22 protein-coding genes are annotated in these 24,528 nt (G+C 67.3%); 17 read left to right on the forward strand and 5 right to left on the reverse strand.

The window, feature by feature from the left end; all coding sequences use genetic code 11:
- The first annotated feature begins 80 nt into the window (after window positions 1-80).
- Both rho and RT655_RS11080 read left to right on the forward strand, forming a co-directional pair.
- A complete protein-coding gene (rho, locus tag RT655_RS11075; RefSeq protein WP_064313625.1) occupies window positions 81-1,337 on the forward strand; it encodes a transcription termination factor Rho in 1,257 nt (418 codons plus the stop codon).
- 134 nt (window positions 1,338-1,471) lie between these two features.
- Window positions 1,472-2,191, forward strand: coding sequence for a TerC family protein (locus RT655_RS11080; RefSeq protein ID WP_313536674.1), 720 nt, complete (start codon window positions 1,472-1,474; stop codon window positions 2,189-2,191).
- Between the two features lie 45 nt (window positions 2,192-2,236).
- Here RT655_RS11080 and RT655_RS11085 read toward each other — a convergent pair whose 3' ends face one another.
- On the reverse strand, window positions 2,237-2,932 hold the full coding sequence (locus RT655_RS11085) for a dienelactone hydrolase family protein (RefSeq protein WP_313536675.1): 696 nt from the start codon (window positions 2,930-2,932) through the stop codon (window positions 2,237-2,239).
- Window positions 2,929-3,414 carry a methylated-DNA--[protein]-cysteine S-methyltransferase gene (locus RT655_RS11090; RefSeq protein WP_313536676.1) on the reverse strand — a complete coding sequence of 162 codons (486 nt, stop codon included), beginning with the start codon at window positions 3,412-3,414 and terminating at the stop codon, window positions 2,929-2,931. Before RT655_RS11090 ends, RT655_RS11085 begins: the two co-directional genes overlap by 4 nt.
- 46 nt (window positions 3,415-3,460) lie before the next feature.
- On the opposite strand from RT655_RS11090, the gene RT655_RS11095 reads away from it, so the two are divergent.
- From RT655_RS11095 to RT655_RS11130, 8 genes are all read left to right on the forward strand, one after another.
- Window positions 3,461-3,697 (forward strand): DUF6489 family protein, encoded by a 237-nt coding sequence (locus RT655_RS11095; RefSeq protein WP_010542707.1) that lies wholly within the window; start codon window positions 3,461-3,463, stop codon window positions 3,695-3,697.
- Between the two features lie 11 nt (window positions 3,698-3,708).
- Window positions 3,709-4,992 (forward strand): tRNA uridine-5-carboxymethylaminomethyl(34) synthesis GTPase MnmE, encoded by a 1,284-nt coding sequence (gene mnmE / locus RT655_RS11100; protein ID WP_313536677.1) that lies wholly within the window; start codon window positions 3,709-3,711, stop codon window positions 4,990-4,992.
- Between the two features lie 80 nt (window positions 4,993-5,072).
- The gene (gene mnmG / locus RT655_RS11105) at window positions 5,073-6,908 is read left to right on the forward strand and encodes a tRNA uridine-5-carboxymethylaminomethyl(34) synthesis enzyme MnmG (RefSeq protein ID WP_313536678.1); all 1,836 of its coding nucleotides are present in this window, start codon (window positions 5,073-5,075) and stop codon (window positions 6,906-6,908) included.
- Window positions 6,905-7,528 (forward strand): 16S rRNA (guanine(527)-N(7))-methyltransferase RsmG, encoded by a 624-nt coding sequence (gene rsmG / locus RT655_RS11110; protein WP_313536679.1) that lies wholly within the window; start codon window positions 6,905-6,907, stop codon window positions 7,526-7,528. Before mnmG ends, rsmG begins: the two co-directional genes overlap by 4 nt.
- On the forward strand, window positions 7,525-8,307 hold the full coding sequence (locus tag RT655_RS11115; RefSeq protein ID WP_313536680.1) for a ParA family protein: 783 nt from the start codon (window positions 7,525-7,527) through the stop codon (window positions 8,305-8,307). Before rsmG ends, RT655_RS11115 begins: the two co-directional genes overlap by 4 nt.
- The gene (locus RT655_RS11120) at window positions 8,304-9,200 is read left to right on the forward strand and encodes a ParB/RepB/Spo0J family partition protein (RefSeq protein ID WP_313536681.1); all 897 of its coding nucleotides are present in this window, start codon (window positions 8,304-8,306) and stop codon (window positions 9,198-9,200) included. Before RT655_RS11115 ends, RT655_RS11120 begins: the two co-directional genes overlap by 4 nt.
- 62 nt (window positions 9,201-9,262) lie before the next feature.
- On the forward strand, window positions 9,263-10,459 hold the full coding sequence (locus RT655_RS11125; protein WP_313536682.1) for an FAD-binding domain-containing protein: 1,197 nt from the start codon (window positions 9,263-9,265) through the stop codon (window positions 10,457-10,459).
- 88 nt (window positions 10,460-10,547) lie between these two features.
- Window positions 10,548-10,721, forward strand: coding sequence for a hypothetical protein (locus tag RT655_RS11130; RefSeq protein ID WP_313536683.1), 174 nt, complete (start codon window positions 10,548-10,550; stop codon window positions 10,719-10,721).
- On the opposite strand, the gene RT655_RS11135 is transcribed toward RT655_RS11130, so the two are convergent.
- Entirely contained in the window at window positions 10,670-11,740 is a 1,071-nt protein-coding gene (locus RT655_RS11135; protein WP_313536684.1) for an alpha/beta fold hydrolase, read from the reverse strand. The two genes, RT655_RS11130 and RT655_RS11135, sit on opposite strands and share 52 nt — an antisense overlap.
- Before the next feature lie 205 nt (window positions 11,741-11,945).
- Here RT655_RS11135 and upp point away from each other — a divergent pair, with 205 nt between their 5' ends.
- Window positions 11,946-12,602, forward strand: a complete 657-nt coding sequence (gene upp, locus RT655_RS11140) for a uracil phosphoribosyltransferase (RefSeq protein ID WP_313536685.1) — start codon at window positions 11,946-11,948, stop codon at window positions 12,600-12,602.
- Between the two features lie 3 nt (window positions 12,603-12,605).
- Here the strand turns inward: upp and RT655_RS11145 are convergent, their stop codons facing one another.
- Together RT655_RS11145 and RT655_RS11150 are read right to left on the reverse strand one after the other, a co-directional pair.
- Window positions 12,606-13,598, reverse strand: coding sequence for a cupin-like domain-containing protein (locus RT655_RS11145; RefSeq protein WP_313536686.1), 993 nt, complete (start codon window positions 13,596-13,598; stop codon window positions 12,606-12,608).
- Window positions 13,599-13,600: 2 nt separating this feature from the next.
- Window positions 13,601-14,278: a SapC family protein gene (locus RT655_RS11150; protein ID WP_313536687.1), complete on the reverse strand. Its 678-nt coding sequence runs from the start codon at window positions 14,276-14,278 to the stop codon at window positions 13,601-13,603.
- Window positions 14,279-14,589: 311 nt separating this feature from the next.
- Here RT655_RS11150 and RT655_RS11155 point away from each other — a divergent pair, with 311 nt between their 5' ends.
- The 6 genes from RT655_RS11155 (at window position 14,590) to RT655_RS11180 (ending at window position 24,528) form a co-directional block, all read left to right on the forward strand.
- Entirely contained in the window at window positions 14,590-17,505 is a 2,916-nt protein-coding gene (locus tag RT655_RS11155) for a TonB-dependent receptor (RefSeq protein WP_313536688.1), read from the forward strand.
- Window positions 17,506-17,574: 69 nt separating this feature from the next.
- Window positions 17,575-19,116, forward strand: a complete 1,542-nt coding sequence (locus tag RT655_RS11160; protein WP_313536689.1) for a tryptophan halogenase family protein — start codon at window positions 17,575-17,577, stop codon at window positions 19,114-19,116.
- Window positions 19,117-19,136: 20 nt separating this feature from the next.
- Window positions 19,137-21,791 carry a glycoside hydrolase family 3 C-terminal domain-containing protein gene (locus RT655_RS11165; RefSeq protein WP_313536690.1) on the forward strand — a complete coding sequence of 885 codons (2,655 nt, stop codon included), beginning with the start codon at window positions 19,137-19,139 and terminating at the stop codon, window positions 21,789-21,791.
- Between the two features lie 237 nt (window positions 21,792-22,028).
- Window positions 22,029-22,967, forward strand: a complete 939-nt coding sequence (locus RT655_RS11170; RefSeq protein ID WP_313536691.1) for a DUF808 domain-containing protein — start codon at window positions 22,029-22,031, stop codon at window positions 22,965-22,967.
- A gap of 80 nt (window positions 22,968-23,047) precedes the next feature.
- Window positions 23,048-23,548: a 2Fe-2S iron-sulfur cluster-binding protein gene (locus tag RT655_RS11175; protein WP_313536692.1), complete on the forward strand. Its 501-nt coding sequence runs from the start codon at window positions 23,048-23,050 to the stop codon at window positions 23,546-23,548.
- Entirely contained in the window at window positions 23,545-24,528 is a 984-nt protein-coding gene (locus RT655_RS11180) for a xanthine dehydrogenase family protein subunit M (protein ID WP_313536693.1), read from the forward strand. Before RT655_RS11175 ends, RT655_RS11180 begins: the two co-directional genes overlap by 4 nt.

The following is a 24,528-nucleotide window of genomic DNA, read 5'->3' on the forward strand; positions in this document are numbered from 1 at the left end:
GCATCCTTCCTTCAAGCATCGAATCCTGCGCGTACCTATCGCCGATCGACGCTCTCCCCCTTAGAATTTCCGGACCTTACATGCATCTCAAGGACCTCAAGAAAACCGCCCCCGCCGAACTGGTCACGATGGCCGAGGCACTGGGCGTCGAGAGCGCGTCGACGCTGCGCAAGCAGGACCTGCTCTTCGCCATCCTCAAGGCCCAGGCCGAGCAGGGTGACCAGATCATGGGCGAAGGCACGATCGAAGTGCTGCCCGACGGCTTCGGCTTCCTGCGCTCGCCCGAGGCGAACTATCTCGCCGGCCCCGACGACATCTATGTCAGCCCCAACCAGGTCCGGAAGTTCGGCCTGCGCACCGGCGACACGGTGGAAGGCGAGATCCGCGGGCCGAAGGACGGCGAACGCTATTTCGCCCTCACCAAGCTGGTGAAGGTCAATTTCGACGATCCGGATGCGGTGCGCCACCGCGTCAACTTCGACAACCTGACGCCGCTCTATCCCGAGCAGAAGCTGCGCCTCGACACGCTCGACCCGACGGTCAAGGACAAGTCGGCCCGCGTGATCGACATCGTCGCGCCGCAGGGCAAGGGCCAGCGCGCGCTGATCGTCGCGCCGCCGCGCGTCGGTAAGACGGTGCTGCTGCAGAACATCGCCAAGGCGATCACCGACAACCATCCCGAAGTCTTCCTGATCGTGCTGCTCATCGACGAGCGCCCGGAAGAAGTCACCGACATGCAGCGTTCGGTGAAGGGCGAAGTGATCAGCTCCACCTTCGACGAGCCGGCGACGCGCCACGTGCAGGTCGCGGAAATGGTGATCGAAAAGGCCAAGCGCTTGGTCGAGCACAAGAAGGACGTAGTGATCCTGCTCGACTCGATCACCCGCCTCGGCCGCGCCTACAACACGGTGGTGCCGAGCTCGGGCAAGGTGCTGACCGGCGGTGTCGACGCCAACGCCCTGCAGCGCCCGAAGCGCTTCTTCGGCGCCGCGCGCAACATCGAGGAAGGCGGCTCGCTTTCGATCATCGCCACCGCGCTGATCGATACCGGCAGCCGCATGGACGAAGTGATCTTCGAAGAGTTCAAGGGCACCGGCAATTCGGAAATCGTCCTCGACCGCAAGGTGGCGGACAAGCGCATCTTCCCGGCGCTGGACGTCGGCAAGTCGGGCACCCGCAAGGAAGAGCTGCTGGTCGAAAAGGCCAAGCTCACCAAGATGTGGGTGCTGCGCCGCATCCTGATGCAGATGGGCACCATCGACGCGATGGAATTCCTGCTCGACAAGATGAAGGATTCGAAGACCAACGAAGACTTCTTCGACAGCATGAACCAGTAACGCGGCGGTTTCCGTCGTGTTTTGGAAAGGCCGGGCAGTGGTGCCCGGCCTTTTTGCGTCGGGGGCGGGCGGAACGTCTCGTGCCGGGCAAGCGTAGGCGTTGCGTGCGCCGATCAGGGCGCTAGGGTTTTGGCATGATCGATCTTCTCCTCAGCGCCGCCGCCAGCGGCATCGGCTCGCCGCTCGACATCTGGCAGCACATCGTCGCCGATTTCTCCAATCTCGGCGACCCGGCGGCATTGGCCGCCTTCGGATCGGTAATGATGATCGACCTGGTGCTGGCCGGCGACAATGCCATCGTCGTCGGCGCGTTGGCAGCGGGGTTGCCGGCGGACCAGCGCAAGAAGGTGATCCTGATCGGCATCGGCGCGGCACTGGTGCTGCGGATCGCCTTCGCGCTGATCGTCAGCTGGCTGATGGGGATCGTCGGGCTGATCTTCGCGGGCGGGCTGCTGCTGCTCTGGGTCAGCTGGAAGTTCTGGCGCGAGATCCGTCACGGCGGCGAGAGCACCGGTTCGGAAGAGATCGAGGGCGATGAGCGCTCGGGCGTGCGCGCCGCGCGAAGCTTCGCGGGCGCTGCGTGGGCGGTTGCCGTCGCCGATGTCTCGATGAGCCTCGACAACGTTCTGGCAGTCGCCGGCGCGGCGCGCGAGCATCCGGGGATCCTGGTGGTCGGGCTGCTGCTGTCGGTGGCGTTGATGGGGCTGGCGGCGAACCTTATCGCCAAGCTGATCGATAAGCACCGCTGGATCGCCTATTTCGGCCTGGCGGTGATCGTGTTCGTGGCGTTCAAGATGATCTACGAGGGCTGGGTGGGCACGCCTGGCACTGCCGGTATCACCAGCCTGTTCTGAGCCCCCAGACCCCTCCCTGCGCGGCAGGGAGGGGCGGGCAGGGCCTCAGCCGAGGTTCGCGGCGAAGAAGTCCGCAGTGCGCTTGTCGGCGAGCTGTGCGGCCTCTTCCGAGCGGCGCTTGCCGAGTTCGGCGGCGAAGCCATGGTCTTCACCCGGATAGTCGTACAGCGTGACCTTGGGGTGATCGTCGAGCCCCTCGTGCATCTTCGCCTGCACCTCGGGCGAGACGAAATGGTCTGCCTGCGGAATGTGCAGCATCAGCGGCTTGGCGATCGCGTGCTTCTCCTCGAGCAGCCCGTCGATTCCGACGGCATAATAGCCGACGCTCGCGTCGATATCGGTCCGTGCTGCCGTCATGTAGGCGAGGCGGCCGCCCAGGCAGAAGCCGACCGCGCCGACCTTGCCGCCGCCCAGCTCGGCGCGTGCGACCTGGATGGTCGATTCGATGTCGGCCACGCCCTTGTCCTGGTCGAACTTGCCCATCCAATCGAGCGCCTGCTCCATCTGTTCGGGAACATCCGCATCGAGCTCGATCCCGGGCTGCAGGCGCCAGAACAGGTCGGGCGCGATCGCCAGATAGCCGTCGCGCGCGAAATCTTCGCACTTCTGGCGGATACCCTCGTTCACGCCGAAGATTTCCTGGATCACGATGATCGCGGCGCGCGGGGTGCCTTCGGGCCGCGCGACATAGGCGGAGAAGCTGCCGGTCTCGTCCAGCGCGTCGATCGTCAGAGTGCTCATAGCAGATAGTCTCCGGTTAAGCGCCGCTCATGCGCGAGCAGCCAGGATTTGGTGGTCGGCCCTTGGCCGGCCGAATAGGCGCCGAGTCCGCCGCCCTGGTTCAACACGCGGTGGCAGGGCACCACGAGCGGAAACGGGTTTCGCGCACATAGCTGACCGATCGCGCGGGCGCTTGAACCCAATGCGCGCGAAAGATCTCCATAGCTGGTGGTCTGCCCGAACGGGACCGCGATCAGGCCCTCGCGCAGACATGCGCCGCGCGGAGTGGAGGCGGGCGAAAGTGCAATGTCGAAGACGCGCCGTTCACCGGCGAACCATTGTTCGAGCTGCTCCACCGCTGCGCGGACGGCGACTGCGCTACCGCGGCTCCCAGGGCCCTCGGCATCGATGGTGATCCGCTCCAGATGCCCGTCCTTGCCTTCGATCCGGATCGGGCTGATGGGCGTTGCGATCAGGGCATGGTCGCGCGCATACATGGCCATGGCCTAGCAGGCGGCTGGGGATGGGCTCAAGCGCGGAAGGGATCACATGAAGATCAATGTCGAAGTCGAGTGCACGCCGGAAGAAGCGCGGCGCGCCATGGGACTGCCCGACCTCACGCCCGTCCATGATCGCTATGTGCAGCTGATGGTGAAGGCGATCGAGAATCACGGCACGCCCGAGGGCTTCGAACAGATGATGCGCAGCTGGGCGCCGATGGGCGAGGCGGGGATGAATTTCTGGCGCGGCATGTTCGACGCCGCCACCAAGAAGCCCGGGAGCTGACGACCACCCGCATGGACACGATCTTCGCGGTTTCGAGCGGGGCGCCGCCGGCAGCGATCGCGGTGCTGCGCATCAGCGGGACGCAGGCCTTTGCTGCGGTGCAGCAGCTTGCGGGCGATGTCCCTGCGCCGCGGCGTGCTGCGCTGCGAACGTTGCGCGACGCGGCGGGCGAGGCGCTCGACCAGGCATTGGTACTCTGCTTCCCTGGGCCGCGATCGGCGACCGGCGAGGATCTTGCCGAGCTGCACCTGCATGGCGGCCGCGCGGTGGTGCGTGCGGTGGAGGCGGCGCTGGCGACACTTCCCGACCTTCGCGCAGCGGAGGCAGGGGAGTTCACCCGGCGGGCGCTGCTCCACGGCCGGCTGGACCTGAGCGAGGCCGAGGGGCTGGGCGACCTGCTGATGGCGGAGACCGAAGCGCAGCGGCGTGCTGCCATCCGCAGCGCGGGCGGGGCAGTGCGGCGCCATGCCGAGGACTGGACGACCCGGTTGCTCGGCCTGGCTGCCCGCATCGAAGCCGAGCTCGACCATGGCGACGAAGACGATGTCGCTGGTGCCGATCCGCTGCCGGCGCTGCGAACCGCTGCCGCCGCCTTGGGCAGCGACATCGCTGCCGTTGCCGCGCGACCACCGGTGGAACGCCTGCGCGACGGGTTGCGGGTGGCGCTGGGCGGCCCACCCAATGCCGGCAAGTCCACCCTGTTCAATGCCCTCGCCGAGCGCGACGCCGCGATCGTGTCGCCCATCGGCGGCACCACTCGCGATCGCATCGAGGTGCCCGTGGTGCGCGAAGGCATCGCCTGGCTGCTGATCGACACCGCCGGGCTCGCGGAGGAAACCGACGACCCGATCGAAGCGATCGGCGTGGCACGTGCCCGCGATGCGCTGGCCGAAGCCGATCTGCTGTTGTGGCTGGGTGACGATTTGCCACCACCGCACCCCTGCGCCTTGTGGCTCCATGCTCGCGCCGACGCCGAAGGCCGTGCTCCAGCGCAGCCCGATCAGCTGGTCGTGTCGGTATGCGAGGGCAGGGGGCTGGACGCGCTCTGGCAGCGTATGGCGGTGCTCGCTTCCGACCTGCTCCCGCCGCCCGACGTTGTCGCGCTCAACGCGCGCCAGCGCGACTGGTGCATCGCGGCGGCGGATGCCTTGGCGCGGGCATCGCTGCTCGACGATCCGCTGCTCTTCGCCGAGGAGCTCCGCGCCGCGCGCCGCGCGCTCGATGCGATCACCGGCCGCGCCGGTGTCGAGGACGTGCTCGATGCGCTGTTCGGCAAGTTCTGCATCGGTAAATAAGGTGTTCCACGTGGAACACGAACGGGGCGTTCCACCGCACCCCTCTGGACAAGCACGCGCCGAAGGCGTTTAGCAGGCGTATGCAATTCGACGTGATCGTGATCGGCGGCGGCCATGCCGGTACCGAGGCAGCGGCTGCGGCCGCGCGCCGTGGTGCCCGCACCGCGCTGCTCAGCTTCGATCTGGACAAACTCGGCGCGATGTCGTGCAACCCGGCGATCGGGGGCCTGGGCAAGGGGCATCTTGTCCGCGAGATCGACGCGCTCGACGGTCTGATGGCCCGCGCCGCCGACGCCGCCGGCATCCATTATCGCATGCTTAACCGCTCCAAGGGCACTGCGGTCCAGGGGCCGCGCGTGCAAGCGGACCGCACGCGCTATGCCGCGGCGATCCAGACCATGCTGCGCGCGCAGAGCCACCTGACGCTCGTCGAGGGTGAGGCAGGGGCGCTGATCCTGGAGGGCGGCCGCATCGCCGGCGTGCAGCTTCGTGACGGCACCAGCCTCGTTGCGCCCGCGGTCGTGCTCGCCACCGGGACCTTCCTCGGTGGCCGGTTGTTCCGCGGGGAGGAGCGGTTCGATGGTGGGCGGGTAGGGGAGGCATCCGCGCTTCGCCTCGCCGCACAGCTTCGCGAACTGGCATTGCCGATGGGCCGGCTCAAGACCGGCACACCGCCGCGACTGGACGGTCGGACGATCGATTGGGCGCGCACCGAGGCGCAGGCTTCGGATGCCGAGCCTTGGACGATGTCGCCGATGAACGCGATGCGCCCGCTGCCGCAGCTCCATTGCGCGGTCACCCGCACGACGCAGGCAACGCATGATGCGATCCGCAGCGGGCTCGATCGCTCGCCGCTGTTCACGGGCGCAATCGAGGCGCAGGGGCCGCGCTATTGTCCTTCGATCGAGGACAAGGTCCATCGCTTCGGTGATCGCGACGGCCACCAGGTGTTTCTCGAACCCGAGGCGCTCGACCATCACTGGATCTACCCCAACGGGCTTTCGACCTCGCTCCCGGTCGACGTGCAGGCGGCAATGATCGCCTCGATCCCGGGGCTGGATCAGGCGGTCATCACCGTGCCCGGCTATGCGGTGGAGTATGATTATATCGATCCGCGCGCGCTCGAATCGACGCTCGCGCTGCCGCAGATCCCCGGGCTGTTCTTCGCCGGCCAGATCAATGGCACGACCGGCTATGAAGAGGCAGGCGGGCAGGGGCTCGCCGCTGGCGCCAATGCCGCGGCACTGGCGCTGGGCATCGCGCCCTTGGTGCTCGATCGCGCGACCTCCTATCTCGGCGTGATGATCGACGATCTGGTGCTGCAGGGGGTGACCGAACCCTATCGCATGCTCACCGCCCGCGCCGAGTTCCGACTGCGTCTGCGGGCCGACAATGCCGAGACGCGGCTGGGGCCGATCGGCGAGGCGTTGGGGCTGCTGGGGTCGGAACGCCAGTCGCGGCTCGATCGTAGCCGGGAAGGCCGGAAGGAGCTCGACGCGATCTTCGCCGTCGAGCGGACCGCACACCAGCTTGCCACCCGCGGCGCGCCCGTGGCGCAGGACGGCGCGAAGCGGCCGGCGCGGGAGTGGCTGCGCTTCCCCGGTGTCGCGCTCGAACATGTCCTGGATGCGGCGCCCGAGACGGATGCAGCGTTGCTTGCAGAATATGTCGAGGATGCCCGCTACGCACCGTATCTTAAACGGCAGGATGCGGAAGTGGCGCAGCTCCGCGCCAACGACGCGGTGCGTCTGCGCGTGGACATGAATTATGCCGCCATTCCTGGTCTGTCGAACGAGATGGTGGAGCGGCTGAGTGTTGCCGCGCCGGAGACGCTAGGGGCGGCAGCGCGCATCCGCGGCATCACCCCCGCCGCGCTCTCCGCCATATTGTTGCACGCGCGAAAGGCCGTGGCATGAACGAAGACGAAGCCAAAAGCTGGGTGCGGCACCATTTTGGTGTTTCACGTGAAACACAGGTCGCCAAGTTCGGTGCCATCCTGGTCGCCGAAGCCGAGCATCAGAACCTGATTGCACGCTCGACGCTGGACAGCCTCTGGGCGCGCCACCTTACCGACTCCGCGCAGCTGGTCCCCCTGGCAGCGGCGGCTGGGGAGGGCGCCTGGCTGGATGTCGGCAGCGGCGCGGGGCTGCCGGGCATCGTGGCAGCGCTGCTCACCGATCGTCCGGTGGTGCTGATCGAGCCTCGCGCCAAGCGTGTTCAGTTTCTTCGCGATGCCGCCGAGCAGCTGGGCGTTGGAGATCGCGTGACGGTGATCGGCAGCAAGGTGGAATCCCATCGCCCTGACCGTGCCGCCGCGATCGTCTCCGCGCGCGCCGTCGCCGAGCTGTCTGCGCTGATGTTATCCACAGTGCACTGCACCGATTCATCCACAGTCTGGTTGTTGCCCAAAGGGCGGAGCGCACAATCGGAGGTGGATGCCGCACGCGCGAAATGGCAAGGTAGGTTTCACGTGGAACCCAGCATCACGCAGCCGGACTCTGGCATCGTGGTCGCAACACAGATAGGCGCCAGATGATCACGATCACGATCGCCAATCAAAAGGGCGGGGTGGGCAAAACCACGACTGCCATCAATGTCGGCACTGCCCTTGCCGCGACCGGCAAGCGGGTGCTGCTGATCGATTTCGACCCGCAGGGCAATGCGTCGACCGGGCTCGGCATTGGCCGCGGCGAGCGCGAGCATTCGAGCTACGACCTGCTCGTTTCCGAGGCCGATCTGGAAGACGTGGCGGTGCCCACCACCGTGCCGGGCCTCGACGTGGTGCCGGCGACGCAGGACCTGTCGGGCGCCGAGATCGAACTGATCGAGTTCGATGCGCGCACCCATCGTCTCGACGCCGCGATCAAGCGGCATCGCGCGGACCGCTGGGACGTGATCCTGGTCGATTGTCCGCCCTCGCTGGGGCTGCTGACGGTCAACGCGATGGTGGCGGCGCATGCGCTGTTGGTGCCCCTGCAGTGCGAGTTCTTCGCGCTGGAAGGGCTCAGCCAGCTGCTCAACACGGTCGAGCGGATCCGCACCCGGTTCAACCCGGGCCTGTCGATCCTCGGCGTCGCGCTTACCATGTATGATCGCCGTAACCGCCTGACCGATCAGGTCTCGGATGATGTCCGGGCGGTGCTGGGCAGGGTGGTGTTCGACACCGTCATCCCGCGCAACGTCCGCCTGTCCGAAGCGCCGAGCCATGGCGTGCCCGCGCTGATCTACGATCATCGCTGTGCCGGGTCCGAAGCCTATATCGCGCTCGCCCGCGAAGTGATCGACCGCCTTCCCAAATTGCAGAAAGCCGCATGACCGATTCTCCCGCCGCCGCCCGCAAGCCCCGCCCCGGTCTCGGCCGCGGGCTTTCCGCGCTGTTGGGCGACAGCGTTTCCGAAGAGCCGATCAAGGGCAATCCGACCAGCGCATCGGGCGTGCGGATGTTGCCGATCAGCTCGCTGGTCGCCGATCCCAACCAGCCGCGCCGCCATTTCGACGAAGAGGCGCTGGACACGCTGGCGGAATCGATCCGTACGCGCGGGTTGATCCAGCCGATCTTCGTGCGGCCGCATGGCCAGAGCTTCCAGATCGTCGCCGGCGAGCGTCGCTGGCGGGCGGCGCAGCGCGCGCGGCTCCACGAGGTGCCGGTGATCGTTCGCGAGCTCAATGACGCCGAGACGCTCGAGATTGCGCTGATCGAGAATATCCAGCGGCAGGACCTCAACGCGATCGAAGAAGCCGAGGGCTATGCGCGGCTGATCCGCGAGTTCGGCCATACGCAGGAAGCGCTGGGCAAGATCGTCCACAAGTCGCGGAGCCATATCGCCAATCTGCTGCGCCTGCTCGACCTGCCGGTGTCGGTGCGCGAGATGGTGGTCGATCGCTCGCTTGAAATGGGGCATGCGCGCGCGCTGATCGGTGCGCCCGATCCCGAGAAGCTTGCGCAAGAGGTCGTCGCCAAAGGGCTGTCGGTACGCGATACCGAGAAGCTCGCACGCACCGCCAAGCCGGCGCCCAAGCGCAAGGCCAGCGACAGCCGCAGCGAGGGCGATCCCGATATCGCCGCGCTCGAGCGGCATCTGGGTGACGTGCTCGGTCTCAACGTGCGGATCGGGCATGGTGACAAGGGGGGTACGCTGACGGTGGGCTATTCGACGCTCGATCAGCTCGACATGGTCTGCCAGCGGCTGAGCGGCGAGCGAATCTGATCGGGTTCCGCTGCCCCTTGTGGCAGGTTTGACGTTCACGGGCGGTATGGCAGCATGTTGTCATGTTGCTCTCCGCCCTAGCTCATGGGCCCACCCTGTCTTTCGACTTTCCGCTGTCCCGCAGCGCGGCGCTCGCGCGCCTGGAGGCGTTCCTGCCCTTTGCGGGATCGGCATATACCCGGTTTCGTGCCGAAGAACGCGGGCAGGGGCGGCATCATGCGGTATCGCGGCTCTCCGCGGCATTGCGGCGGCGATTGATCAGCGAGGCGGAGGTCGCCGAAGCCGTGATCGCGATGCATGGCTATGCGGCTTCCGCCAAATTCATCGGCGAGCTGTTCTGGCGGACCTATTGGAAAGGCTGGCTGGAGCAGCACCCGTCGGTTTGGCAGGCATGGCGGACGGCATGCGCGCAACTGGCGGACCAGCCGCTGCCTGTCTGCTATGCGGAGGCCATCGGTGGCCGGACCGGGATCGACGCGTTCGACGGCTGGGCGCGCGAATTACGCGAGACGGGCTATCTGCACAATTGGGCGCGAATGCAGCTCGCCTCGATCTGGGTCTTCACGCTCAAGCTGCCCTGGGAGCTTGGGGCGGCATTCACCTTCCAGCACCTGGTCGACGCCGACCCTGCCTCCAACACCTTGTCCTGGCGCTGGGTGGCGGGGCTGCATACGCGGGGGAAGGCATATCTCGCGGATGCAGACAGGATCAACGCCCAGACCGCCGGGCGCTTCCACCCCACCGGACTGGCAGCTTCGGCCGACGTTCCACGTGAAACGTTGTCGCCGGAGATTGTCCCGGTACGGGGATCCATCCAGCCGGATCCCACAAAGCCGTCGATGCTGCTGCTGAGCCCCGAGGACTTATCACTGGAAACGGAAGGGGATCTGGCGGTGCTGGATGTGCGGCGTGTCGTGGCGTGCCGACAGCATTGCGGCAGCGCAGCGGATATCGCCGCCGTCGCGGACGGGCTGCAGCGCGCATCGACCCATTGGGGGGCACCCGCCTCCTGGGTCGACGACGTCGGCACCGCGGTCGTGGCTGCGGGGTCGGGCGGGCTGGAGCAGATCGTCACCGGTTATGCGCCGGTGGGGCCGGTGGCGGAGTCCCTCGCGCCATATCGTGACGGCGCGCGGATTCGCATCGCCGAACATTGTCGCGCCTGGGACGAACATGCATGGCCCCATTGCCGCAAGGGCTATTTCGCCTTTGCCCACCATATCCCCGCGCTGCTGCAAGGCGCAGGACTGGCGCCATAACGGGTGCGTGAAGAACTACTGGATCATGGTGAAGAAATGGTGAACACTTTGCCGCACTGCAGCGTTGGCGCAGGGCGAAGGGTGAGGCATGATCGAGCAGTTGCACGACGACCAATGGCGGGGTCATGGCTCCGATGCGCTGCGTCCGACCTGGCATGACGCCGCGCGCGACGCGATCCGCCATCGGCTCGCGTCGCCCCCCAAACGGCCTCAGCGCTGGTTCGGAAAGACCAGATTCCTGCTGAAGAAGGGCAAGACGTAATTCTGGAACCGGTCCGCCACCGCGCTGGTATGGTCGCCCGGATAGATGGTGAAGCTGTTGGGCACGCCGTAGCGATCCAGCGTCTCGTGGAGGGCCTGCGCGTCGCCGCGTAGGCCGTCCTTGTCGCCGACATCGATCGCGATCGCCCGGTAGCGGCGCAACGCCCCGATATATTGGTCGACGAATGCGAGCGAGGCGTTGGCCGCCCATTTCGCCAGCACGTCGGGCCGCTGCTTGCCGTCCTGGATCGGCAGGTCGAGATACAGCGGGGGTGCCTTGGGGTTGGGGGACCAGGCCGCCGCTGCCGCCAGCGTGGCGCGCAGGCCCCAGGGGAGCGTGGTCGCCTCGTCCGGTGTCCGGATCGCCGCGATCTGCGCCAGCCCCTTGGCATCGAGCAGGCTGGCATCGCGCGCCGAGAGGCAGCAGGGGCTCATCATATAGACTGCGCCGAACACATCGGCATGCTTCATCCCGATGCGGCTGGCGCCATAGCCGCCCATGGAATGGCCGACCAGGCCGCGGCTCTCGCGCGTGGCAATCGTGCGGTAATGCGCGTCGACATAGGCGACGAGATCGTGCGCGATGAAGCGCTCGAAATCGCCCGTGGTCGGCGAGCTCGAATACATCGATCCGTTGTGCAGCGTCTTGCTGTCCGGCAGCACCAGGATTACCGGCCTGGCGCCGAGCGCATAGGCACCCTCGACAACCTGCGGAACATGGATTTCCCGGATCCACTGCTCGGCGCCGATCGAATAACCGTGCAGCGCATAGACGACGGGATAGCGCTTGCGAGGCGCGCGGGCATAGTCGGGCGGCAACACCACGATCACGTCGCGATCGGCGCTTTCGCCCTCCAGATTGCCCTCGATGGCAGGCGAATGGACCTTGATCCGCTGGACCGTCACCGGCCTGGCACCGGCCACCACCGGCGGAACCTGTGTTTGCACCTGCGCCACCGCCGGGACCATCCAAAGGCTCGCCAGCAGCGCCGCACCCAGCACACCATGTCGATTGCGCATCGCATTCTCTCCCGTCACCGGCCCCAATGGCCTGCTGTTGTTCTCGGCAGGGCGGCCAATGCCGGAGCCACGCCCCGTGCTACGCTTTGCGGTAGCGCTATCATTCCCCTGGATACAGCAGCTGGGGCGGCGAAAAAAGAGACGGGGTAGCGACACGCGGCACCCCCGCCTTGCATGCGGACGATGCATCGCGCACCACCCGGCCATGGCCGAAACCGATATCCCGATCGAGGGGCTGACGATCGTCGCCCATCCGCTGGTCCAGCACCGTCTTACCCGGCTGCGCGACCGGACCACACCGCCCGAGCGCTTCCGCGCCGAATTGCGCGCGGTGGCCACCTTGCTGGGTGCGGCGGCGCTCGCGGACCTGCCGCTCGCAGCCCTGACGATCGAGACCCCGGTGGCGGCGATGGAATCGCCGGTGCTGGGCTGTGCACCCCCGGTGGTGGTGCCGGTGCTGCGTGCCGGGCTCGCCATGGCCGAGGGGCTGCTGGATCTGCTCCCCGAGGCGGCGGTGGCGCATCTCGGCCTCTATCGCGACCCCCAGACGCTCGAGGCCGTTGAGTATTATTTCAAGGCGCCAGCCGACATCGCGTCGCGGCCAGTGCTGATGGTCGATCCGATGCTGGCGACCGGCAACAGCGCGGTGGCGGCGCTCGACCGGCTCAAGGCAGCGGGGGCGCGCGACCTGCGCTTCGTCTGCCTGCTCGCCGCGCGGCCCGGCGTGGCGACGGTCCGCGCGGCACATCCCGACGTCGCGATCTGGACGGCGGGACTCGACGCCGAGCTCAACGTGCACAGCTATATTGTGCCGGGGTTGGGCGATGCGGGGGACCGCGCCTTCGGCACCGAGCATAGCTGAGCCTCAACCGCGGCGCAGCAACTGCATCACGAAGGCGCGGATTCGCCCGCGATTTACGCGGCTGTCGGCGAGAATGCCGTGGCGTTCGGGCGGCAGATGCGCGAGCGGGTGCCCATCGGGGCGGAAGGCATAATGGTCGAAAAAGACACGCCACGCCGCCCGCTCGGCCGGCGGGCGTTCGGCCACAGTCGTCATCGCGAGCAGCAGGGCTGTATAGGGCGCATCGGGGCCGCTGACGAAATCGTCCCACCAATAGTTCATCAGCAGATTGAACGATGCGGTCGCCTCGACCTGGTGCCACCAGAGCTTGGGCAGATAGAGCGCGTCGCCGGGATGGAGCGTCACCGTCAGTGCCCGCGCCCGAGCGGCGGCGAAGCGGGGATAGCGGGGATCGTCGGGGCCCGCGGCGGCGGCGAGACTGACCGGCTGGCCCGCCATCGTATGGTCGATCGGGCCGATATAGAGATCGCCGATCGCATCCGGCGGATAGAGCGTGAAGCGCCGCTCGCCCGCGATCACGCAGGCGAGATTGTCGAACTGGTCATAATGGCAAGCGATGGTCGAGGCATTGCCGATCCATAGACGCGGCAGCACGCCTTGCGGGACCAGCGCCAGGGGGTTGGCCTCGGCAAAGCCGGGCAGGTGGTCCTCCGCGGGGAGGGAGCCGCAATAGACGCTGGGCTGGTGCGGATCGGCGGCGGCGGAGGCGATGCGGTCCAGCGCCGTGCCGAGATCGAGCGTCTCGCGCGTGAAGTTGAAGCCGTCGGGCTGGTCGCCATAGGCATAGCGGCCGCCGATCGCCGGATCGCCGACGAACGCCTGCGCGGTCCGCCCGCTGTCGAAGCTGCGCAGATAGGTGCACAGGCGTTCGGCGGTGGCCGCGGCCCGGGTGACGGGAAGCGCCGATGCCGCGCCGCGCAACACGATCGGCGCGCAGGCGCGCCGCGCCTCGGCGAAGTCGGAAGGTGCGATGTCGCCAGCGACCTCGCGCAGCATCGTCAGGCCGCGAGCCGACGATTGCGACGTGCCGCGAGCACCGCGATCTGGCGCAGCGAGCCGGCAAGTGCATAGGCCAGCTGAAGATGCCCGGCGCGAAACAGTGTGAGTATCGCCGGATCGTCGAGTGCGTGCAACGAATCCAGGCTCACCGTGTAGAGCCCAGTGAGATCCAGTGACGTGCCGTCGTCGAAGCGCAGCGTCACGTCGATCGGCTCAAGCAGCTTGTGCGCGAGCAGCGCGTCGACAAAGGCCTGGGTCGCCTCGACGCCGCGGTGCAGCTGGACCAATGTCTGCTGGATGCCGCGGAGCGCCGGGGCGGGGGCACCGTCGTCGCCGAATAATGGCTCGCCGTCCTGGCCGGCGAAGCGGCTATCCTGTGGATCGATCGCGATCGAATCACCGGCGATGAAAAAGCCCTGGCGCTCGATATGGAGCGGCCAGAAGCCTTCGCCGGCGCGCAGCTCGACCAGCGATTCTCCCGGCTCGAAGCCCAGCATTGCGCCGACATAGAAGCGCCCGGTCTCGGCATCCTTGGTGAGCAGCACGGGGCAGGCCGCGGCGGCGGCGGCGAACTCGGCGGCCACGACCGGCACGAAATAGGGCAGGGGGCCGGCAGCGGGGCGAACCCGCAAATCGCGGTGCTCCACCGAATCGAGCAACGTCACGCCTTCAGCCATGCCTGTCCTCTCCCGTCGCGGCGCACGATACGCGTCGTCGCCCTTCTGCATATCGGCTCCCGCCCCCGCCGCCAATGGCCTGACTAAAGGCCAAGAATACGCCGACAAAAACCAGTTGATAGCGCTAACGCGAGCGGTTACAGTAATGAACAGATTCGCAGAAGAAGAATGAATCGGGGAGGATGTTGTGCCGCTATTTGTGCGGATGCGAAGGCTTGTGCCTATTCTCCGAGCATATGTCACGCTGCACTGCGGTGTAGCGCGTGCGGGTCTGTCTCGATCCCAACAATAAATACGGAGGGGGTAAGCACATGCCGGACATCGTCGGAATGGGTTCTTCGCAGCGGCGCGCGCATCTTGCGCGGCATGTACTGGCGGGGGCGACCAGTGTGATCGTGCTGAGCTTGGCAGCACCAGTGCATGCGCAGGATACAGCACCGGCCACCAGCCGCGCGCAGGACGAGGAGATCATCGTCACCGGTATTCGCGGTTCGCTGCAACGCAATCTGGATGCGAAACGGAATGCCTCGGGCGTGATCGAGCAGATCTCGTCCGAAGATATCGGCAAGTTCCCGGATTCGAACGTCGCGGCCTCGCTCCAGCGCCTGCCGGGCATCTCGATCCAGCGCGACGGGCCGCGCGGCGAGCCCAACGGCGTCACCGTCCGCGGCTTCGGCGGCGACTTCAACGAGACGCTGGTCGATGGGCGGCGCCTCTCGACCGCGACCGGCGGCCGCTCGATCGACTTCTCGACCGTGGGCTCGGATTTCGTCGGCGGGCTGACCGTACTCAAGACGCCCGACGTGTCGCTATCGTCGAGCTCGATCGGCGCGACGATCAACGTCGCCTATCCCAAGCCGTTCGATCGCCCGGGCTTCCACCTCGCGGTTTCGGCCTCGGGCTCGATCCAAGACGATGCCGGCAAGGTGGTGCCGACCGGCGGCGTGCTGATCAGCAAGACCTTCGCCGACGACACGTTCGGCATCCTCGCCAACGCGATCTACACGCGGCACGATACCCAGACGAACAACGTGTTCGTGCATGGCTGGCCGGGCGGTCGCTATGCGCCGTGCCAGCTGGCGGGCAGCACCGCGACGAGCTGCAATCCGACCAGCGACACCACGTCCGCCGCCTATGCGACCCCCAGCAACCGCCAGACCGTGGTCGGCTGGTTCGAGCAGCAGTTCGGCGCTACCCAGAACTATACCCGGGACGAGCGTGTCGACGGGCGGATCGCGCTGCAGTGGAAGCCAGGCGACAATGTGCTGGTGACGCTGGACGACAATTATTCGGACCAGCGCATCAACACCGATAATTTCGGCTTCGGCATCTGGTTCAACCAGGGCAGCCTGCGCAACGTCAAGCTCGACAAGAACGGGACCACCACCGACTTCACCCAGGCGGGTTCGCAGACCGACTTCACCGCGGGCACCGACAGCAATCTGCGGCGCACCAACCAGACCGGCCTCAACGTCAAATGGGATGCGACCGAGCATCTGCAGGTCGAGGCCGATGGCAGCTGGTCGAAGAGCTGGCTGAACCCCGATGGCCGGATCAACTCCAAGGGCGCCGACGTCGGCTATGGCTTTGGCATCGGTCCGTCGATCGGCGTCGCGATCAATGGCGATAGCAAGGACGTGATCCCCGTCCTTCACGACTATGGCGTCAACGGTACCGCCAGCCGCTGGGCGGACCTGGCGGCGATCGGCAGCCACGTCACGGTCAACATCGCCAACAAGAATACCGACGAGATCAAGCAGGCCCGGCTCGGGCTCAAGTGGCAGCAGGACGACCTGACGCTGCGCTTCGGCGGTTCCTATCTCGACGACCAGTTCAAGTTCCGCAGCGCGAACACCTTCGCTAACAATTACTGGCAGGCCTATTCGGGCTATGGCCCGGCCTCGGGCACCACGGGGGGGGTCGCGCTACCAGCCAGCCTGTTCAAGGGCACCGTCAGCACGTCCAACTTCCTGCCGGGCTATACCGGCGCGCTGCCGCCGGTGCTGCTCAACTTCCGCGCGGCGGATTATCAGGCCTATCTGACCGGGCTGGGCAATCCGCAGACCAAGACGATCCCCGGCTACAACACCGGCTGCTGCACCGGCTTCAACGGCCAGTTCGCGGTGGCGGACGATGTCGGCAGCACGCGCGACATCGGCGAGCAGACCTGGGCGCTCTACCTCTCGGCCAACTTCAAGAGCGAAATCGCGGGCATGCCGTTCTTCTTCAACGCCGGCGTGCGCGAGGAAGTGACCCATGTCTCCTCCACCGGCATCGGCCGCCTGCCGACCTCGATCACGCCGAGCACCACCGACCCGACGCTGCTGACCGTCAATTTCGGCAACCAGCAGGCGATCACCACCAAGTCGAACTATTCCTACCTGCTGCCGTCGATGGACCTGAAGCTCGAGCTCACCGACGCGCTGCACCTGCGCCTCGATGCCTCGCGCACGCTGACGCGGCCGACGCTCAACCTGCTGACCCCGGCGCTCAACATCGGCGTCGGCCAGCGGATCGGCGCGCTCACCGCGGATGGCGGCAACCCCACGCTGCAGCCCTATCTCGCGGACAATTTCGATGCCGCGCTCGAATGGTATTACCAGCGCAACTCGTACGCCGCAGTGAACTTCTTCCTGAAGGACGTACGCAACTTCATCGTCCAGGGCGTGCAGCGCCAGTCGATCAACGGGGTGGTCGATCCGTCGACCGGCACGCTGGCGCAGTTCGCGGTGTCGCAGCGGGTCAACGGCCCCAAGGCGACGGTGAAGGGCGTCGAGCTCGCCTGGCAGAACACTTTCGGCAACAGCGGCTTCGGCTTCATCGCCAACGCCACCTTCGTCGAAACCAACCGGCCCTATGACCCCACTGACATCAGCCAGAGCGGCTTTGCGGTGACCGGCCTCGCCAATTCGGCCAACTTCGTCGGCTTCTACGACAAGCACGGCGTGGAATTTCGCGCGGCGGCCAACTGGCGCGACAAGTATCTGCTCGCCTTCGGGCAGGCACAGAATACCGGGTCGTTCGGTGCCGAGCCGACCTTCGTCAATTCCAGCCTGCAGATCGATCTGAGCGCGAGCTACCAGATCACGCAAGCGATCAACATCTTCGGCGAAGCGCTCAACATCACCGACGAGGTGCAGAGCACCCATGGCCGCTTCTCGAACCAGCTGCTCGACGTGTTCGCCTATGGCCGGCGCTTCACCGCGGGCGTGCGCTATCGCTTCTAAGGTCTCTTCCCACGACTGGGGATGTCGGTATCGTCCGGCATCCCCTTCTTTTTCCACGGGTCGGCGCGCGTGAAACGGGTTCAGAACATCGTCATCGTCGGCGGCGGCACCGCCGGTTGGCTCACCGCGGGGGTGATCGCCGCGCGGCACCAGAGCCGGATGCCCGGCGGCTTCACCGTCACCCTAGTCGAATCGCCAATCACGCCGATCATCGGGGTGGGCGAGGGGACCTGGCCGACGCTCAGGACGACGCTCGCCAAGATCGGCGTCTCCGAAACCGATTTCTTCCGCGAGTGCGACGCCGCCTTCAAGCAGGGCGCGCTGTTCGCCCGCTGGACCACCGGCGCCGAGGACGACGCCTATTACCACCCGCTGATGCTGCCCCAGGGCTTCCACCAGCTGAGCCTGGTGCCGCACTGGATCACGGATTCGAAGGGCCGCAGCTTCTGCGACACCGTCACCCCGCAGGGCCGGATCTGCGACGCGGGGCTTGCCCCCAAGACCATCGCCACGCCCGAATATGACGGGCAGGCCAACTATGCCTACCACCTCGACGCCGGCAAGTTCGCGCCCTTCCTGACTCGCCACTGCACCACCAAGCTCGGCGTGCGCCATGTGCTAGCCGATGTCCGCGCCGTAGAGCTGGCCGAGAATGGCGACATTGCCGCGATCGACACCGAACAGGCCGGACGGATCGAGGGCGATCTGTTCGTCGACTGCACCGGCTTCCGCTCGCTGCTGCTCGGCGAGGCGATGGGGGTGAAGTTCAAGGACTGCGGCGACGTGCTGTTCTGCGACGCCGCGCTCGCCGCGCAGATTCCCTATCCGGAAGAGAACGCCCCGATCGCCACCCACACGCTGTCGACCGCGCAAGGATCGGGCTGGATCTGGGACATCGGCCTGCCGACGCGGCGGGGCACCGGCTATGTCTATTCCACGGCCCACACCAGCGACGACCAGGCCGAGGCGACCTTGCGCGCCTATCTCGGCCCCGCCGGCGCGGACGTGGCCGTCCGCCGCATCCCGATCCGCTCGGGGCACCGCGAGATCTTCTGGAAGAACAATGTCGTCGCGGTTGGCCTCGCCGCCGGTTTCCTCGAGCCGCTGGAAGCCTCGGCGATCGTGCTGATCGAGCTCTCCGCCAAGCTGATCGCCGAGCAGATGCCGGCGGTGCGCGAGGTGATGGACGTCGTCGCCAAGCGCTTCAACGCCACCACGCTGTACCGCTGGGGCCGGATCATCGACTTCCTCAAGCTCCATTATGTGCTGACCAAGCGCACCGACACCGCATTCTGGCGCGACAATCTGCTTCCCGAGACCATCCCGGAGCGGCTCCAGGAGCTGCTCACCTTGTGGCGCTATCAGCCGCCCTGGTTCCATGACGAGTTCGACCGGGTGGAGGAGGTGTTCCCGCCCGCCAGCTACCAATATGTCCTCTACGGCATGGGCTTCCGCAGCGAGGTGGAGCCCGACGCCCTGAGCGGCGACCAGCGCCTCGCCGAGCGGGCGATGCGCGAGAATGCCGCGCAGACCGAACGGCTCTGCGCCGGGCTGCCGCGCCACCGCGACCTGATCCGCAAGATCCACGAACACGGGCTGCAACCGGTCTGACGGCCCCAGGGGAGATCACCATGAATCGCACCTTCCGCGCCGCGCTGCTGGCCGCCGCGCTCCTGCCGCTGCCTGCACTTGCCCAGACCGCGGCCGATCCGCGCGCCGAGGCCGATGCCAAGGCGGCGGCGATCGTCGCGCAGCTGACGCCGGAGGAGAAGTTCGCCCAGCTGCTCAACGTCGCGCCAGCGATCCCGCGGCTGAACATCCCGCGCTACAATTGGTGGACCGAGTCGCTCCACGGCGCGCTTGGCACGCTGCCCACCACCAACTTCCCCGAGCCGGTGGGCCTCGCCGCCAGCTTCGATGCGCCGCTGGTGCACGATGTCGCTGCCGCGATCAGCAGCGAAGTGCAGGGGTTGCACGCGCTCGCCCGCGAGACCGGGCGGATGGGGCGGATCGGCACCGGGCTCGATACCTGGTCGCCCAACATCAATATCTTCCGCGATCCGCGCTGGGGGCGGGGGCAGGAGACGTATGGCGAGGATCCGTTCCTCACCGCGAAGATCGGCGTCGCCTTCATCCAGGGCATGCAGGGGCCCAATCCGGACCTGCCGAACGTGATCGCCACCCCCAAGCATTTCGCCGTGCATAGCGGCCCGGAATCGACCCGGCATGCGGCCAACGTGTTCGTCTCGCGCCACGATCTGGAGGACACCTATCTGCCGGCATTCCGCGCCGCGATCGTCGAAGGCAAGGCGGGATCGGTGATGTGCGCCTATAACCGCATCGACGGCCAGCCCGCCTGCGCGAGCGACACGCTGCTCAAGGAACATCTGCGCGGCGCCTGGGGCTTCAAGGGCTATGTCGTCTCCGATTGCGACGCGGTGAAGGACATCAGCGACAACCATCATTACGCGCCCGACGGCCCCAGCGCGGTGGCGGCGGCGATCCGCGCGGGCGTCGACAATGAGTGCAACGGCGCGACGCTCACCGATACGGCTGGGCTGGGCGACCGCTATCGTGACGCGCTCGCCAAGGGGCTGATCACCCAGGCCGAGATCGACCGGACGCTGGTGCGGCTGTTCTCCGCGCGGCTGCGCAACGGCGACCTGCCGGGTATCCGCACGACCAGCGGCAAGGCCGCCGATGTCGGCGCGCCTGCGCACCGCGCGCTGGCGCTCGATGCGGCCGAGAAGAGCCTGGTGCTGCTCAAGAATGACGGGCTGCTGCCCTTGAAGCGCGGCAGCCGCATCGCCGTGATCGGCCCGCTCGGCGACGCGACGCGGGTGCTGCGCGGCAATTATTCCTCGTCGCTCTCGGGGCAGCCCGTCTCGGTGGTCGAGGGCCTGCGCCGCGCCTTCCCGCGGGCGAATGTCAGCTATGCGCCGTTCAGCGCCTCGGTGACCGATGGCGACCGCGTCTCCAGCTCGGCCTTGCGCACCCCCAGCGGCAAGCCGGGGCTGCTCGCGCGCTACTTCAACCCGACGACGCCGGCGCCGACTGAGTTCGCCCCTGGCACCTTCCGCGATGCCGTCGCCAAGATGCAGTTCGCCGACACGCCGGTGGTGACCCGCGTCGAGGCCGATGTCTCGGCGCGCAGCCTCGACCTGCCGACCGTCTCTGAGCATCACCGCACGATCTGGACCGGCTTCCTCGTGGCGCCCGAAACCGGCACCTATCGGCTGGGCCTGACCGGCTTCGGCGGCGCGATGACCTTCGACGGCAAGCCGTTCGTCGATCTGACCAAGTCCGGCTGGGGCAGCCTGCCGACGATGCGCGAGGTGCAACTGGTCAAGGGCAAGCGCTATCCGATCGAGGTGCGCACCGACGAGCATGTGCTCTCGGGCATCGATCTCGTCTGGAAGCGGATCAGCGCCGATCCGGTCGCTGCGATGCAGGCAGCGGCGGCCAAGGCGGACGTGCTGGTCGCGGTGGTGGGCATCACCTCGGATCTCGAAGCCGAGGAATCGCCGGTGCAGATCCCCGGCTTCAAGGGCGGCGACAAGACCAGCCTCGATCTGCTTCCCGACCAGCAGGCGCTGCTCGACGCCGCCAGGGCGACCGGCAAGCCGGTGGTGGTCGTCGCGATGAACGGCAGCCCGATCAACCTGAGCTGGGCCAAGGACAACGCCGCTGCGATTCTGGAGGCCTGGTACCCGGGCGAGGTGGGCGGCACCGCCATCGCCAATGTCCTGTCGGGCAAGACCAGCCCCTCGGGGCGACTGCCGCTGACCTTCTACCGCAGCGTCGACGACCTGCCGCCGTTCGGCGATTACAGCATGAAAGGGCGGACCTATCGCTACTTCACCGGCACGCCGGTCTATCCGTTCGGCTTCGGCCTCAGCTACACCAGCTTTGCCTATGGCGTGCCGGTGGTGGAGAAGGCCGAAGGCGGGCCGGGGACAGGGCTGACCGTCACCGCCGAGCTGCGCAACAGCGGCGCGCGGGCCGGCGACGAGGTGGCGCAGCTCTATCTCAATTTTCCCGAGGATCCCGGCGCGCCCAAGGTGGCGCTGCGCGGCTTCCAGCGCGTGTCGCTCAAGCCCGGCGAGACGCAGAAGGTCACCTTCACCCTGTCACCCCGCGACCTGAGCACGGTGACGGTGGACGGGCAGCGCCGCGTGCTCGCCGGCACCTATCGCGCCACCGTCGGCGGCGGCCAGCCGGGCATGGGCGTGGCGGGGGCGTCGGTGCAGTTCAAGATCGAGAAGGCAATCGATCTGCCGAATTGAGGGGGGGGGGCGACGAAAGCCCGCCCCACACCCCCTTCGTCATTCCCGCGGAAGCGGGAATCTATTGGCGCTGAATCCGCGGTTCCTGCCCCCGGCGGCACGGCGAATGGATCCCCGCCTGCGCTGGGATGACGGTTGTTTCGTGGCGACTGCACCGCGCACCGGTGGGAGCCTTGGCCATCCGCGTGCATTTCCGCTTCATCTCGGCTAGCCCGGGCGAAACATGAGGGGGATTTGATGGCGGGTGGCCTGGTCGCATTGCTGGACGATATCGCGGCGCTGGCGAAACTGGCGGCGGCGTCGCTCGACGACGTAGGCGCCGCCGCGGGCCGCGCGGGGGTGAAGGCCGCGGGCGTGGTGATCGACGATACCGCGGTCACGCCGCGCTATGTCGTGGGTCTCACGCCGGATCGCGAGCTGCCGATCATCGGCAAGATCGCGCTCGGCTCGATCGCCAACAAGCTCGTCGTGATCCTGCCGCTCGCGCTGCTGCTCAGCGCCTTCGCGCCCTGGGCGCTGACTCCGATCCTGATGCTGGGCGGTACCTATCTCTCGTTCGAGGCAGCGGAGAAGATCCTTGAGGCAATCACCGGCACGCACGATGCCGATGCGGTTGCCGAGATCACCGACGCCAAGGCGCTGGAGAAGCGCCAGGTGCTCGGCGCGATCCGCACCGATCTGATCCTCTCGGCCGAGATCATGGTGATCGCGCTGGCGCAGCTGCCCGCCGACATGTCCTTCGTGACGCGCGCCGGCGCGCTGGTGCTGGTGGCGTTCGCGATCACCATCGGCGTCTACGGCGTCGTCGCGCTGATCGTGAAGATGGACGATATCGGCCTGCACCTCAGCCGCGGTGGCGCGACCGGCGCGGTGGCGGGGTTCGGGCGCGGGCTGGTGACGGCGATGCCGGTGCTGCTCACCGCGCTGTCGCATATCGGCGTGGCGGCGATGGCCTGGGTGGGCGGCGGCATCCTGCTCCACGGGCTGGAGGAATTCGGCGTCGGTGCGATCCCGCATGCGCTGCACCATTGGTCCGAAGTGGCGGGTGCCGCGACCGGCCCGTTGGGCGGCGTGGTCGCATGGCTGGTCTATGCGCTGGGGTCGGCGGTGGCCGGTCTGGTCGTCGGCGCGGTGGTCGCGGGGTTGCTCCACCTGATCCCGCGCAAGGGGCACTGACCGACTCCCATTCTCGTTAACCCAGATCGGGACCGATCCCGAGCCCTGCGCGTTCGCCCCCCTGACCAGGGAGTCCGCGCATGCCCATCACCATCAACGGCGTCGATCATGAGCTCGACGTCGATCCCCGTACCAGTCTGCTCGATTTTCTCCGCCGCGATGCCGGCCTCACCGGCACCAAGAAGGGGTGCGACCACGGCCAGTGCGGCGCCTGCACGGTGCTGCTCAACGGCCAGCGCATCAACAGCTGCCTCACCCTCGCGGTGATGCACGACGGCGACAGCGTCACCACGATCGAGGGTCTCGGCACCCCCGATGCGCCGCATCCGCTGCAGGCCGCCTTTGTGCGGCACGACGGCTATCAGTGCGGATACTGCACGCCCGGCCAGATTTGCTCGGCCAAGGCGATGCTCGACGAGATCGCGGCGGGCTGGACCAGCACGGTCAGCGACGACGTCGCCGGCACCCCCAAGCTCTCCGAGGAAGAGATCCGCGAGCGGATGAGCGGCAATGTCTGCCGCTGCGGGGCCTATTCGAACATCGTCGCGGCGATTGCGGAAGTGGCGGAGGCGCAGGCATGAAACCCTTCGAATATCAGCGGGCCCATGGCCTGGGCGATGCGGGACAGCTGCTCGTCGCCGACGGTGCCAAGCCGATCGCCGGCGGGACCAATCTGCTCGACCTGATGAAGCTGGAGGTGGAGACACCGACCGCGCTGGTCGACGTCAACCGCCTGCCGCTGGGCGGGATCACGGACCATGGCGAAGGGCTGCACATCGGTGCGCTCGTCTCGAACAGCGCCTGCGCCGCCGATCCGCGTGTTCGTGCCGACTATCCGGTGCTGGCCCGCGCGATCCTGGCGGGTGCCACCTTCCAGCTGCGCAACAAGGCGACCACCGGCGGCAATCTCTGCCAGCGGACGCGCTGCTATTATTTCACCGACCTCAGCCAGGCCTGCAACAAGCGCGAGCCCGGCAGCGGCTGCGCGGCGATCGGCGGGTTCAACCGGATCCACGCGATCCTCGGCGCGAGCGATGCCTGCATCGCCACCTATCCGGGCGACATGGCGGTAGCGCTGTCGGTGCTCGACGCCACGGTCGAGATCCACAGCGCCAAGGGCGACAAGCGCATGGTACCGGTGCGCGACTTTCATCGCTTGCCCGGCGACACCCCCGAGCGCGACAACGTCCTCGAACCAGGCGACGTGATCACCGGCGTCGTGCTGCCGGCGCCGGCGGGCGGAACCCAGCTCTACCGCAAGGTCCGCGACCGCGCCTCCTATGCCTTCGCGCTCGTCTCGGTTGCGGCGGTGATCCATGTCGAGGACGGCGCGATCGCCAAGGCGCGGCTCGCCTTTGGCGGGCTGGCGCACAAGCCGTGGCACGATCCGCGAGTGGAGGCGCTGCTCGAAGGCGAGGCGCCCTCCGACGCGCTGTTCGATCAGGCCGCCGCACTGCTGCTCGAAGAGGCCCGCGGGCAGGGCAGCAACGATTTCAAGATTCCGCTCACCCGCCGCACGCTGAAAGCCGTGCTGCGCGAAGCGACGGGAGGTACGCTGTGA

It is taken from the genome of Sphingomonas sp. (genome assembly GCF_032114135.1).
Lineage (GTDB): Bacteria > Pseudomonadota > Alphaproteobacteria > Sphingomonadales > Sphingomonadaceae > Sphingomonas.